This is a genomic window from Enterococcus sp. FDAARGOS_375 (assembly GCF_002393265.1).
GTDB classification, from domain to species: Bacteria; Bacillota; Bacilli; order Lactobacillales; family Enterococcaceae; genus Enterococcus_D; species Enterococcus_D innesii.
In genome coordinates this window covers 1,601,042-1,614,292 of the sequence record NZ_CP023515.1, presented here as the reverse complement: position 1 = coordinate 1,614,292, position 13,251 = coordinate 1,601,042, and the positions used below count along the sequence as shown (strand labels likewise).

10 protein-coding genes and 1 pseudogene are annotated in these 13,251 nt (G+C 47.0%); all 11 read right to left on the bottom strand.

Annotated elements, in window-relative coordinates; all coding sequences use genetic code 11:
- Positions 1 to 41: 41 nt before the first annotated feature.
- Entirely contained in the window at positions 42 to 2,504 is a 2,463-nt protein-coding gene (locus CO692_RS08795) for a heavy metal translocating P-type ATPase (protein ID WP_096742058.1), read from the bottom strand.
- A 171-nt stretch (positions 2,505 to 2,675) separates the two neighbouring features.
- A pseudogene (locus tag CO692_RS08790) lies at positions 2,676 to 3,242 on the bottom strand (glycoside hydrolase family 1 protein); the annotation flags it as partial.
- Positions 3,243 to 3,376: 134 nt separating this feature from the next.
- Positions 3,377 to 5,176 (bottom strand): ABC transporter ATP-binding protein, encoded by a 1,800-nt coding sequence (locus CO692_RS08785; protein ID WP_096742057.1) that lies wholly within the window; start codon positions 5,174 to 5,176, stop codon positions 3,377 to 3,379.
- On the bottom strand, positions 5,142 to 6,884 hold the full coding sequence (locus CO692_RS08780) for an ABC transporter ATP-binding protein (protein WP_096742056.1): 1,743 nt from the start codon (positions 6,882 to 6,884) through the stop codon (positions 5,142 to 5,144). The genes CO692_RS08785 and CO692_RS08780 overlap by 35 nt, the downstream gene beginning before the upstream one ends.
- Positions 6,881 to 7,321 (bottom strand): MarR family winged helix-turn-helix transcriptional regulator, encoded by a 441-nt coding sequence (locus tag CO692_RS08775; RefSeq protein ID WP_096742055.1) that lies wholly within the window; start codon positions 7,319 to 7,321, stop codon positions 6,881 to 6,883. Before CO692_RS08775 ends, CO692_RS08780 begins: the two co-directional genes overlap by 4 nt.
- A 167-nt stretch (positions 7,322 to 7,488) precedes the next feature.
- Positions 7,489 to 9,240, bottom strand: coding sequence for a hypothetical protein (locus tag CO692_RS08770; RefSeq protein ID WP_081117666.1), 1,752 nt, complete (start codon positions 9,238 to 9,240; stop codon positions 7,489 to 7,491).
- A gap of 165 nt (positions 9,241 to 9,405) precedes the next feature.
- On the bottom strand, positions 9,406 to 9,774 hold the full coding sequence (gene fliS, locus CO692_RS08765; RefSeq protein WP_008376567.1) for a flagellar export chaperone FliS: 369 nt from the start codon (positions 9,772 to 9,774) through the stop codon (positions 9,406 to 9,408).
- Positions 9,775 to 9,788: 14 nt separating this feature from the next.
- Positions 9,789 to 10,118, bottom strand: a complete 330-nt coding sequence (locus CO692_RS08760) for a hypothetical protein (protein WP_005226646.1) — start codon at positions 10,116 to 10,118, stop codon at positions 9,789 to 9,791.
- Between the two features lie 74 nt (positions 10,119 to 10,192).
- Positions 10,193 to 11,614 carry a flagellar filament capping protein FliD gene (gene fliD, locus CO692_RS08755; RefSeq protein ID WP_096742054.1) on the bottom strand — a complete coding sequence of 474 codons (1,422 nt, stop codon included), beginning with the start codon at positions 11,612 to 11,614 and terminating at the stop codon, positions 10,193 to 10,195.
- 4 nt (positions 11,615 to 11,618) lie between these two features.
- Positions 11,619 to 12,032, bottom strand: coding sequence for a flagellar protein FlaG (locus CO692_RS08750; RefSeq protein ID WP_016609033.1), 414 nt, complete (start codon positions 12,030 to 12,032; stop codon positions 11,619 to 11,621).
- A 102-nt stretch (positions 12,033 to 12,134) separates the two neighbouring features.
- Positions 12,135 to 13,220 carry a flagellin gene (locus CO692_RS08745; RefSeq protein WP_096742053.1) on the bottom strand — a complete coding sequence of 362 codons (1,086 nt, stop codon included), beginning with the start codon at positions 13,218 to 13,220 and terminating at the stop codon, positions 12,135 to 12,137.
- Positions 13,221 to 13,251 lie beyond the last annotated feature (31 nt).

Sequence of the window (13,251 nt, the reverse complement as noted above, 5' to 3'; positions counted from 1 at the left end):
ACCGTGGGCAGGTCTTTTTGTTGTTTCATTCGTTACTTCGGTTATTTTTTCGCTGAGGGTTGGAATCGTTTCAGCCGCAAGGCATTTAATAAAACGGATACCGAGCTGAAGCTCATGGCCGCCCCAGCGATCATTGGATTGAGCAAGGGGCCGCCGAAAAGATGCAGCACACCCATTGCAACAGGGATGCCTAAGACGTTATAAGCAAAAGCCCAGAAAAGATTTTCTTTGATGTTTTTGATGGTTGCCCGACTTAACTCGATCGCGGATGGGACGTCCATCAGATCGCTGCGCATCAGTACGATGTCTGCCGATTCGATGGCGACATCGGTACCGGAGCCGATCGCGATCCCTACATCGGCTTGGGCTAACGCGGGCGCATCATTGATCCCGTCACCTACCATCGCAACCTTTTGGCCTTTGGCTTGCAGGCCAGCTACTTTGGCGGCTTTATCTTCTGGCAAGACGTCACTGATCACTTCATCGATACCGACTTGTTTGGCGATGGCTTGGGCCGTTCGGGCATTGTCGCCCGTGATCATTGCTACGTACAAGCCCATTTGATGCAACCGTTCAATAGCTTTTCGACTGCTTTCTTTGATAGTATCTGCCACAGCGATGATCCCGATCGCTTCGCCGTCTTTGGCAACATACATCGGTGTTTTCCCTTCGTGAGCCAATTGTTGGGCTTGCTCGATCAGGCCATCGAGGGCAACGTTTTGTTTTTCCAGCCATTTCTGGTTGCCTAATAGGACTGGACTGCCAGCAATCGTGCCTTGTATCCCATGCCCTGGGATCGCTTCAAACCCGTCAACTTCTTGCAGGGAGAGCGCCTGCGTGCGGGCTTCGATCACAATGGCTTCGCCTAATGGATGTTCTGAGCCTTTTTCAACAGAAGCCGCCAGCTGCAGCAATTCCGTCGGCGTGTGGTTGCCGGCAGGCAGGAGATCGGTTACGACTGGTTTGCCTTCTGTGATCGTGCCGGTTTTATCAAAAACGATCGTCGTCACGTTTCTAGCTGTTTCTAACGCATCGCCGCTTTTGATCAAGACGCCATTTTCTGCCCCTTTGCCCGCACCCACCATAATGGCGGTCGGTGTCGCTAATCCTAAGGCACACGGACAAGCAATCACTAATACAGAGATCGTAATGGTCAATGAGAAGATCCAGGTTTCTTGTCCTAAGAAAAACCAGGCAAGTCCTGCAAAAACCGCCAAGACCATGACGATCGGGACAAACACACCCGAAACTTTGTCAGCCATGCGGGCAATCGGCGCTTTGGAACCTTGGGCATTTTCTACTAACTGAATGATTTGCGCTAACGTTGAATCTTCTCCCACATTGGTGGCTTCATATTGAAACGAGCCGTTTTTGTTGATACTGGCGCCGATCACCCGATCACCGACTTGTTTTTCGATAGGTAAGCTTTCTCCGGTGATCATTGATTCATCGATGGCAGAGCGTCCTTGGGTAACGATCCCATCCACAGGAATCTTTTCACCAGGTCGTACGACTAAGATATCGCCGGCTGCGACTTCTTCAATACCCACTTCGACTTCTTCGGCTTGATGCCCGCTGCCGCGAAGCACACGGGCTTTTTTCGGTGCGAGATCCAACAACTTCTTGATGGCTTCGGAGGTTTTGCCCTTCGAGACCGACTCAAGGTATTTTCCTAAGGTCACTAATGCCAAAATAACGGCGGCCGTTTCATAGTACAAGTGCATCGCATAGTGGGTCGTGCCCAGGTAGACCATCACGGTCCCATAAATACTATAAAAGAAGGCAGCGCTGGTTCCCAATGCGACGAGGGAATCCATGTTGGGATGGCCTTTCCAAAGCGCTTTGAAACCAGCAATGTAAAAGGCGCGACCGAGGACCATCACCGGTAAGACCAAAAGCAATTGAGTGGTAACGAAATTGACTGGATAGGCCATCGGATCTAAAAAGCCAGGGATCGGCAAACCGATCATTTCCCCCATCGTCAAATAGAACAAGGGGATCGTAAAGAGCGCTGAAATCCAAAACCGTTGCCATAAAGCACGAATCTCTGCCTGTTTTGAATCCACCTTGTCGGCAGAAGCGGTCGGCAGCTGTGCATCATAGCCCGCCTCTTTCACGGCAGCTGCGATCTTCGCGGCGGTCACTTGATCTTGTTGATAGCTGACCGTCAGTTTTTCTGTTGCCAGATTGACGGAGGCTTGCTCCACACCCGCTAATTTTTGGACAGCTTTTTCTACTGTTTGGGCACAAGACGCACAGGTCATGCCCGAGATGGCAAAGGTCTCTTGTCTTTGAGAGCCGATCAGTTGATAGCCCGCTGCTTTGATGGCCGCAGCGAGTGTTTCTTCGGTGAGCTGCTGCTCATCATAACGAATATGTAATTTTTCAGTAGCCAAATTGACCGCTGCTTGGTCGACCCCCGCCAGCTTGTTGACTGTTTTTTCGACTGTCTGGGAACAAGACGCACAGGTCATCCCTTTTACCCCATAATTCTTTTCGATCATTGTTTCCTTCCTCCTTGCTTGCTAGGCAAACCCATTAACCTTTTATGTTTACAGTTGTAATCTTCTTCTACTTTACAATTATCGTTTACACTTGTCAACGATAATACTCAAAAAAAGGACGTTCTCCTTTGAAGCACCCCAAAAAGCGAGACTTTTGGTCTACCTTTGGGCGGTCGCTACAGGTGGATGGGCAGCTAAAAGATAGCCTAACGAAGTAAAGATATTTTGTTCATTCAAGCTGACCCAATAGTGGACTTTGCCGCGAAAGGCTTCAAACAATACGGCCGCATAGTTGGTGAAATCTTCAATGATTTTGCGAGATTCCCAGCCACCGTATTCTTCTTGCAAAGCTCGTGGCAGATCCCAATGGTACAAGGTCACCATCGGTTCGATCCCTGCTTTTATCAGTTCATCGATCAAGGCTAAATAAAAGTCTAACCCTGCTTGATTGACTTCTCCTCGTCCTTCTGGAAAAATCCGTGTCCAAGCAATGGAAAAACGATAGGTTTTCAATCCTTGTTCTTTCATCAAGGCAACATCTTCTTTGAAGCGGTGGTAATGGTCGACCGCGACATCTCCGTTCGTTGCTTTAAAGGTTTTTCCTGGAATGCGGACAAAATCGTCCCAAACCGAAGCGCCTTTGCCGTCTTCTTGCCATGCGCCTTCTACTTGATAGGCTGCTGATGCTGAACCCCATAAAAAATCATTGGGGAATTCTTTTAGTTGTTTATGATCCAATTGTTTCCCTTCTTTCTGTTTGATGATACCCCTTTCTTAAGTATACCGATAATTGCCTGATTTGTCATAAGAAGATTTTGTACCTATGCCAAGAAAGCCGATGGCACGCAAAAAACATCCGTGCAAGCAGTGGGTTACTCCTTGCAAGGATGCGGACTAGCTATGGATAATGCGTCAAATTGTGCCTGATAAAGTGCGGCATAACGCCCCTCTTTGGCTACTAACTCTTCGTGGGTCCCTTGCTCTACGATATTGCCCTGTTCCACCACGAGGATCGTGTCGGCATGTCGAATCGTGGACAAGCGATGGGCGATCACAAAGGAGGTTTTGCCTTTCATCAATTTGGTCATCGCTGCTTGGATCAGCAGCTCTGTTTGCGTATCGACATTCGATGTGGCTTCATCAAGAATCAATAGATCGGCATCCAACAGCATCGCTCGTGCAATCGTCAACAGTTGTTTTTGTCCTTGTGAAATACCGGTTCCGTCTTCAGAAATCAAAGTATCATAGCCTTTTGGCAGGCTCATAATAAAGTCATGGATATGGGCGGCTTGTGCAGCAGATTGGACTTCTGCCATCGTCGCATTCGCCTTGCCGTAGGCCAAATTTTCAAAAATCGTTCCCGTGAACAGCCACGTGTCTTGCAGCACCATTGCATAGCTTTGCCGTAAGCTGCGGCGTGTCGCTTGGCGGATATTTTTGCCGTCTAAACGAATCGCTCCTTGGTCAGGGTCATAAAACCGCATCAAGAGGTTCACAATGGTGGTTTTCCCGGCTCCGGTCGGTCCGACGATCGCGACCAAGCTGCCAGCCGGTACTTCCAGCGAAAGGTCTTTGATGATGGGCTGCTGTGCTTGATAGCCGAAGGTCACATGGTCAAAGGCGACCTCACCAGACACCTCGTGGTATTCGTAGGCTCCAGGAACATCAGAAACTTCCGGTTCTTCATCCAGCAAACGGAAGATCCGTTCTGCCGCCGCCAATGCCGATTGCAAATCACTGAAGATGTTGGCTAACTCATTGATTGGTCCTGAGAATTTTCTGGAGTATAAGACAAAAGAAGAAACGTTTCCGAGTGTCAGATGACCGAACAAAAACAGCAAGGCGCCAAACATACTGATCAAGGACAACGACAGATTGTTGATAAAGTTGATGGAAGGACCAGTCATACTGCCGTAGTACTCGGCATTGTAATAAGCATCCACCGCTTCTTGGTTTTTTTCGTCAAAACGGCTGATGATCGCTTCTTCTTGGTTATACAGCTTGATCGTTTGCTGACCAGAAATAATCTCTTCCACAAAGCCGTTCAGCTCACCTAATTTGCGGGACCGACGGCGAAACAATGGTTGAAATTTGCTCATCAAAAAACGAGTCAAAAAGATCGAAGCGGGAACCGTTACGACAAAAATCAGCACCAGCAGCGGCGAAATCAAAACCATCATCACAAACGAACCAATGATCGTCACAAGACTGCTGAGAACTTGAATGGCATCGCTGGCCAATGACGTATTGATGGTATCGACGTCATAACTGATGCGGCTGATGATATCCCCAGTGGCGACCCGGTCAAAATACCCCACTGGCAATTCGGTGATTTTATCAAAAATCGCCTTGCGCATCGCTGCCACCACCCGCTGACTCAAGCGGATCATCATGAGCGAAATCAGATAACTAAGAAGGGAAGACGCAAGATAAAACAGCAGCATCAGCCCACAATAAAAGAAGACTCGGTCAAAAATGACCTTGCCGGGACCCGGTTGAATGGCATCAATGGCGTACCCTGAAAGCAAAGGGCCCACCAAGGCGAAAATATTGCTGGCCATCATCAATACAGCGGCTGCCAGCAGGAGACCTTTGTACCCGTAAAGATAGCCCCACAAACGCCGTAGTGTTTTCTTACTATCCTGCGGTTTTTCCGTTTTTTTCTTCGGCATCGTCGGCACCTCCTGTCTGACCTTGATAAATGGCTTGGTAGATCGCATTTTCTGCTAGTAATTCTTGGTGACTGCCAAAGCCGTTCATTTGACCGTTTTCCAGTACCAAAATTTTGTCGGCATGCTGGATCGAGCTGATCCGCTGCGCGATCAAGACCGTCGTCGTCTGTTGAAACTGCTGTTTCAGGACCTTGCGCAACTGAGCGTCGGTCCGATAATCCAGCGCACTGGCAGAATCATCCAAAATCAAAATCTCTGGATCCCCCGCCAATGCCCGCGATAACAAGACCCGCTGCTTTTGACCGCCGCTTAAATTGCTGCCTTTGGCATGCAGTGGATGAGCTAAGCGCTTGGGCAGTTGATTGATAAACTCCTTGGCTTGGGCGCGAGCCGCCGCTTCTTCGATCTGCTCTTTGGAAAACCGCCGGCCAAAAGCGATATTTTCTTCGATCGTTTCCGCAAAAAGCACGTCTTTTTGTAAGACGACACCGAATAACTGATGCAACTCTGTCGGATCGATGGAGCGAATGTCGCGACCAGCGATGCGGATCATACCCTTCGTTGGGTCATAGAGCCGCAGCAGTAGTTTGACGATCGTTGATTTTCCACTACCAGTCGCACCGATGATCCCTAAGGTTTCTCCCGGCTGCAAGGAAAAATCGATGTCTTTCAGCACCCGAGTGCCATTAGGATAGGTGAAGGAAACTTTTTCAAAAACGATATGCGCCGACTCTTCTTTGACAGGCGCCTCAATGACTTGCATATTTTGCGGCAGGCGCAAGACGGATTGGATCCGATCGGCAGAAGCCAGCCCCTTCGACACGATCACAAAGATGCGCGTGATGCTGAGCATGGCATTCAAAATGATCGTAAAATAGGTCAAAAAGGCGATGATGACCCCTGGTTGGGTCAACCCTTGATTGACGCGAAAGGCACTGACAACGATCACCAATGTCAACCCGATATTCAAAAAGAGGTCCATCAGGGGTGGTGTCGCAGCCATCGTTCGATTAGCAGTGGTTTCCGCAGCTACTACGTCTTGATTGACGTGGTCAAAGCGTTTTTTCTCGTAATCTGCTTTGGACAAGGCCTTGATCACCCGAGCCCCAGTCACATTTTCACGGACAGTTCGCACCAACACATCCACTTGCTTTTGCAATGAGGCAAACAAGGGAATCCCCCGTTTTGAGATGGTGACTGCCGCCACTAAAGTGAAGGGCAAGACGCCTACTAAGACCAGTGTCAACACGGGATCTAATGTGGCAGTGATCATGATCCCCCCTAATAACAGAATCGGGGCACGAATCCCCATCCGCTGGATCATCCCTACCGTTTGATGGATGTTGTAAGTGTCTGTCGTCAAGCGAGACACCAAGGAAGGAATCCCGACTTCTTCGACTTGCGGAATCGACAGATAGGAAACTTTTTCAAATAAATCATGGCGAATACTACCGGTGGTATCGCGAGCAACACTAGAGGCCATCCGATTAGCGATGATATTGGTGACGACTGCGATGATGGAGCAGACCACCATCGCCCCACCCCAAGCAAAAATCGCAGATACTTGCTTCGTGGGAATCACAGAATCGATGATATACGCCAAAATCCAAGGCAATAGCAAGTCCATCAATGACCCGAAGAATTTGATGCTGACGCCAAGGGAGATGCGGCCGATATAGGGTTTTAAATACTGAGTCAAAAGATTCATTCCATCGCCTCATCTTTCGCTAAAAGCCGCTGGGAATTTTCTTTGACGATTTCCAGATCAGCGATCAACTGCTGCTGTTGGGCAGCAGAAAAACCTGCTACGACTTGTTCATTCCAGCTTTGAAGCAGCTGTTGGATCGCTGGTTGGACGGCGAGTGCTTTTTCGGTTGGATAAACCAGTAATTGTCGTTTGTCGGTGGGACTGCTGGTTCTAGTGATAAATCCTCGTTCTTCTAGGATCGCAAGTTGACGGGCAACATTGCTTTTATTCACAAAAATCTTCTTGGCTAAGGCTTCTTGACTGATCCCCGGTTGGCGGCAAATGTTTAAGATATAGGTATGATGCATCCCGCCTAAACCAAATTTTTTCAGTTCTTTTTCCCGATAAAGGGTGGCGAGACGGGCAATATGATTGATTGAGCGGATAATGGCTTCCATGAGCACTCCTGCCTTTCTTAGTTCTTCAAAGTGTCTTATCTATTATACGGAATAATCGTTGCGTGCGCAACGATTATTGTTTCTCTCGGAAAAAAATAGGTACACTGTTGCTGATCAACAAAAAAAAGAACTTCAGCCCTCTCGCTGAAGTTCTTTTTTGATTCATTTTATTCAGATTCTTTCAATAAAGCTTGTACGACCTTACGACGACGATACAGCTGTCTTGTTTTCCAGCTGATAAAGCCGATGAGTAAAGCGAGCCAAGAAATGATCGTCAGCCATAAAGCTCCGTCGAAAAACCAAGGTGCGTCATAGTCAACGACTAAGACATTCTCCCCTGCTTGCTGTTGGACAGAAACGGCACCAATAGCACTCAAAGAGACATCTTTCTCAGTTAGTGGCTGCTGATTGAGGGTCAATTCAGTATATCGGTAATTGATGATCGGTAACGCCTTCCACGCCTCTTGATCACCTTGCCAACGTAAAGTAAGTTTCCCGTTTTCCACGGTTTTTGCCACGGTATCATTTTTTTCAATGATTTCTTCCCCGTACAAATTGTACTTGTTCTTCTTGGTCTCTTGATAGAGGGGCAGATAATCTGGGGTAGAACGTTGATACAGCGCTAAGGCTAAGGACTTGTCTTTACTAAAATAGGCTTCCTTCAATTGCGCTTCAGATTCCGCCGAGAGATAGGTGTGGTTTCGCAGTGAAACCGCCGCTTCATCGGAGTGCCAATCCTGCATTTTGACCGTGTTTTGGATCAGGATTTGACCAACACTCAAGACTAAAACGAGGACGAACCAACGCGGATTTGCCAATGGCTTGCCCCGATAATAAGGAACTAGCAGGCACAAACCGACTAAGATCAAAATCGTGGCCGGAACAAAGAACCGAAAAGGAAATTGCAGTAAATTGATCACACCATTGTCCAGACTGCCTAGCCATTGCCAAGGAACAGCGTTCGATGATAAAACGAAAAAGACTCCTGCAGCTACCGTCATTAATTTGAAGCCACCAGATAGTCGAGGCCATACACGGATCGCACCGCAAAAGAACAGGGCACATAAGATGGGTAGCAGGTACGGAGTCGTCCACCAATAGCTACTGGTTCCAGTAATGGTATTGTTCTGCATGTTGCGATTCACAAAAGGCGCGATCAACGTGTTACTCGTATAAAGATCCAACATCCCTAACCAAATATTGGCGGTCAGCAGCAAGAAGATCCCGATCGCTCCTGCTAAGCGCAGCACCAATTGTCGTTTTTCTTCGCCGGAAGTTCCAACAAAAAAGGCGCGTAAGAAAAAGGGCACATATAAGAGCACTAACAAGATGCTTGAAAACACATGGATTTGAAATAAGACCGCCACGGAAACTCCTACCGCAAAAGGCCGCAACCGTTTATGTTCCCCTAGTGCGATCAGTGGAATCAGGCACAGCGGCAGCACAGCCGCCCCCCAAGCAGAAAAGCCCTGCCGCTCAATCCAATACTGGACAGAATAGGTCGCCATAAACAGGATGCTCATCCCCACTGACAGCCAGCCATTGACTCGTAATTTCTTTAATAAGCCAAACATCGAAAACCCTGCTAGCAGATAGAGCAGCCCATTAGCGAGCAGCTGGTAAGAAAACCACGAAGGACTCAGCAAGACCAGCAGTCCTTGGAAGTAGGCAAAAAAGGGACCATATAATGCATTGACGATACGAGCAGATTGCTGAAACCCGTAGATAGAAAGAAAATATTGAAAATTGCCCTCTTTGATCTGCTGGCTAGTCTCATAAAAACGATTGAAGTGAAAGACCACATCAGAGCCCAAAATCATGCCTTGGCCTAAGATCTGCGGTAATAAAAAAACACCACTCATTGTAATCAGAATCACCACTTGCCAGAAAAGCGGCTTTTGTACTATTTTTTGTTTCAAAAAAAAACCTCCTTGCACCTTTTCGGTACGCTCATAAAAAGAGTACCAGATAGGGACGAGGAGGGGAAAAAGAAAGCTTAGTGAAAAGGGATACATGGTAAAAATTTAACCAATTACTAAACTTTTCTAGGTTTTAGGTGGTCGTTTCTTTGCTTTTTCTCAAATTTATTGGGTGATCGTTTGCCAGCTTTCCAGTAGTTCGCTTAAAAGCGGGACGACCGTCTCTGCAGGGGCTGCCTCTTTTTGGACATTGGCACTGACCAGCTGATCGTACATATAGCCATACAGCTGATCGAGATCTTCAGCAATAGCGCCGCCTTGCTCACGGTCTAAAGAGACCCGTAATTCCAATAAAATATTCTGCGCCTTGACAAATTGCTGATGGGCTTGGCTCAACTCTTCTTTTTCCAATGCGATCACTGCTAATTTGATATTTTTGATGGCTGCTTGCAACAGCATTTCAATTAGTTTGTTGGGGGAGGCACTCATTACTTGGTTCTGCAGATAGTTGTTTTGCATTTTTTGATAATTCATCTTTTTTTTCCTCACTATAAATCAAATTCGACGAAGGCGGCACTATCTTCTTGCTGCAAATACGTTTTGACAAGATTGTTTTTGCGGTTCAAACGCCCCAATTCTTGTTTGATCTCTTGCTGCTGGGCTTTGACCTGGTCTAAGAACGCTTGATACGCTTGGATCACTTGTTGCGCCAATACACTGGTTTGTGGACTATGGCTCTGTGCTTCTGCTTGCATGGCTGCTATGACCGCTGCATTGGCTGCCATCAAACGACTGGCTTCTTCGCTGTCGCCGCGCCATTGGGCAAAACCAGTTAAGATCTGATTCAAACGTTCATCTAATGATACGTGTGGCTCCATCGGTTGTTTCCTTTCATGTTGACGAGGGTTTCTTATGCGAATGAAAAAATGACTGCTTTAATCGGCTATCCAGCCTAGTTTGACGTATTGGCAAACTGATTGCTTAGGTAGCTCAGCTGATTTTCAGCCTCCATCATCACGGAGTCTAACTTGGTAAACATTGTGATGTAACGCTCTTTTTTCATTGCTAAAATATCATCAAACCGTGTGATCTGCTTGTTTAAATCCTTGATGGTACTGTCATAGGTCGCAGATTTGGTGGCAATGATCCCTTTATTGGCTGAAGTATTGACGACATAGCTGTTGGCTAATTCTTTTAGGGCTAGTGTATAGCCGGTCTCTTTCGTGCTCGCAGTACCATCAGCTTCTTTGGTTTTCGTACTTGCATAAAAGAAAGACTTCACAGCAGCGGGATCTTCCGCTAAGGCTTCTTTTAACTTTGTCGTATCCAATCCCAATGTACCATCATTATCGACGGTGGAGATGCCTAGCTTATTGGCGGTCAGCTTTGAGCCGCTGACGGCTGGAATGGTGATCAAATTTCGCAATTGGGTCTGTAGACGGGTCAACGCACTGTCTCCCACCAAGGTCCCCGTCTTGTTGTTTTCACTACTAGGATCTCCCACGGTCAAATTGTCGCCGATAAAACTCATCAAGCTATTGTATTGATCCACTAATCCTTGCACTGCATCAACGACTTTCGAGGTATCATTGGCTAAAGAAAGCGTCACATGCTCCTCGCTTTTTTTCGCTAACGTCAGCGTGACACCATCGATAACATCCGTCACACTGTTGCTGTCGCGAGTGATCTTCATGCCGTCTAGCTCAAAAATAGCCGGTTGGCCTTGCGTCGTTGTCGCAGTTGAACCGATTCCTAACCCTTCGGCGGCATTGCCGTCGATCAAGAAATTTTTGTCGCCCATTTTGGTATTTGTTAAAATCAAACGGTTATCCACAATGCTCGCCGCGACGAAGGTCGTCTTGCTTTGGCTATTGATCTTGGCTGCCACATCTTTTAAGCTGTCTTCGGCCGTGATCTCGATCGAAGCGGTGATCGGTTTGCCATCTTCATCGACTTCCGAACTGGTCAATGACAGCTGACCACTGACATTTAGGGCCGTTTTGCTGCTTTGAGCTACTTGACTCCCCGTCACCTTCGTGGCTGTTGCTAGTTGGTTGACTTTTAGATCATAGGTGCCTTCTGGAGCTTCCGTTGTTCCTGCAATTGAAGCGATGCTGCTATTGGTGGTCGTCGCTTTTTTCGTTTGATAAGCATCATCTTTTTGTAATGCATCGACTTTTGACAAAAAGTTAGTCAAGCGAGTGCTGATATCACTCCATGCCGTTTTTTGTGCTTTTAGCGTCGTGATTTTATTCTCAGCGCGGGTCTTGTTGATCGCATCTGCCGCCAATAATTTTTCAATATCTTCTGAAGTCACGCCAGAATAACTCCCTAGCGTTGTACTGATTCCTGAACTGCTGGTTACACTTGCCATGTTTTCATCCCTTTCGATCGACCGCGATGCCCATGTCATCCCATATTTTCCCAATCACATCTAGCATGTTGGCGGGCGGGATCTCTTTGATCACTTCGTTGGTCTGCATATCCACTAAACGCACCATCGTACGCCCCGTGCGCTCATGTACTTCATAAGCCAATTTCATATCTTTGCCAAGTAGTCGCTGATTCACTTCCTCCACGGAGGCTGCGATCTTGTGCTGATCGGCTACTGAAAAATAGTGGATCGGCGGTTCAGTGGCCACTGTCTGTTCCTTTTTCTCCGCCAGTTTCCCCTCTTGGTGTTGCGGCTGAAGGTTGGCGGTCTCTTGATCTAGGGATTCGATCGGACGTGCTTTAGCGACCGACGCAACGGCTTCGATCGGGTGTATTCCTGACATCGGCTGAATATCCATCAGAGCTTCCTCATTTCTAAGCGTTTTTGTGCTGCTATGTAAAACACAAGAACTGCGCTTCCCCTAGGCAGTCCTTGTGTCAGTGGTTCACTTGATCAAAAATTATCCTTGTAACAAGCTCAATACGCTGTTAGGCATTGAGTTTGCTTGTGCCAACATTGAAGTTGCTGCTTGAGAAAGGATGTTGCTCTTCGTAAAGCTCATCATTTCTTGCGCCATATCAACGTCACGGATACGTGAGTTTGCTTCAGATAGGTTTTCTTGCGTTGTACCTAAGTTGTTGATTGTGTGTTCTAGACGGTTTTGCGCCGCACCAAGATCCGCACGTTGTGCAGAAACTGCTTTGATCGCTTCATCGATTTTTGTGATTGGGTTGTTATCACCGCTGACAGTTGCCGCTGCTGCTGCTTTGCCTTCAACAGAAGCGGTAAATGTTGCTAAAGCATCATCGTATGTTTTTTGAGCTGTTGCTTTTGCTGTATCATCCGCTGCTGTATCGATGGCTGTTTGTAATTCAGCAACTGTTTTACCAGCTGCCGCATCAACTGTGCCGTCCTCTGCATATTTTGTTGTAGTATCTGCTTCGAAGGCAGTCGCTACTGCTTTATCTTTTGCTGCAGCAACAGCTTTGACATCGCTTGTGTCAAATGCTTGTGTTAAATCTAAGCCTTTTACTTTCAAGACAGATGAGCTCATGTTATTGATCGAAACGCTCATTGTTTGGTTTGCGTTGGCACCGATTTGGAAAGTGAATGATTTCGCATCATCACCTTCACCAGTTAACAATTTTTTTGTATTGAATTCAGTGGTATTGCTGATACGGTCGATTTCATCAGACAATGCGGTGTATTCTTTTTTGATCGCATCGCGGTCATCATTACTTAACGTACCGTTTGAACTTTGTACCGCAAGATCACGCATACGCCCTAAGATGCTGTGGGTTTCATTTAATGCACCTTCTGCTGTTTGGATCAATGAGATACCATCTTGTGCGTTGCTTTTTGCTTGTGACAAACCGCCGATTTGGCCTTTCATTTTTTCAGAAATTGCTAAGCCAGCTGCGTCGTCCCCAGCTTTGTTGATGCGTAAGCCTGAAGATAATTTAGACAAAGAATTGCTTTTAGAAGCATTTGCTGCCGTTAGGCGTGAGTAAGTATTCAATGCTGAAACGTTTGTATTGATTCTCATGTGTAGTTCCTCCTAATTTTTATTCGCTAAG

Excerpts from the sequence above, each read along its gene's own strand:
- CO692_RS08795 (WP_096742058.1), bottom strand. The coding sequence starts at position 2,504 with ATGATCGAAAAGAATTATGGGGTAAAAGGGATGACCTGTGCGTCTTGT.
- CO692_RS08785 (WP_096742057.1), bottom strand. The coding sequence starts at position 5,176 with ATGCCGAAGAAAAAAACGGAAAAACCGCAGGATAGTAAGAAAACACTA.
- CO692_RS08780 (WP_096742056.1), bottom strand. The coding sequence starts at position 6,884 with ATGAATCTTTTGACTCAGTATTTAAAACCCTATATCGGCCGCATCTCC.
- CO692_RS08775 (WP_096742055.1), bottom strand. The coding sequence starts at position 7,321 with ATGGAAGCCATTATCCGCTCAATCAATCATATTGCCCGTCTCGCCACC.
- fliS (WP_008376567.1), bottom strand. The coding sequence starts at position 9,774 with ATGAATTATCAAAAAATGCAAAACAACTATCTGCAGAACCAAGTAATG.
- CO692_RS08760 (WP_005226646.1), bottom strand. The coding sequence starts at position 10,118 with ATGGAGCCACACGTATCATTAGATGAACGTTTGAATCAGATCTTAACT.
- fliD (WP_096742054.1), bottom strand. The coding sequence starts at position 11,614 with ATGGCAAGTGTAACCAGCAGTTCAGGAATCAGTACAACGCTAGGGAGT.
- CO692_RS08750 (WP_016609033.1), bottom strand. The coding sequence starts at position 12,032 with ATGGATATTCAGCCGATGTCAGGAATACACCCGATCGAAGCCGTTGCG.
- CO692_RS08745 (WP_096742053.1), bottom strand. The coding sequence starts at position 13,220 with ATGAGAATCAATACAAACGTTTCAGCATTGAATACTTACTCACGCCTA.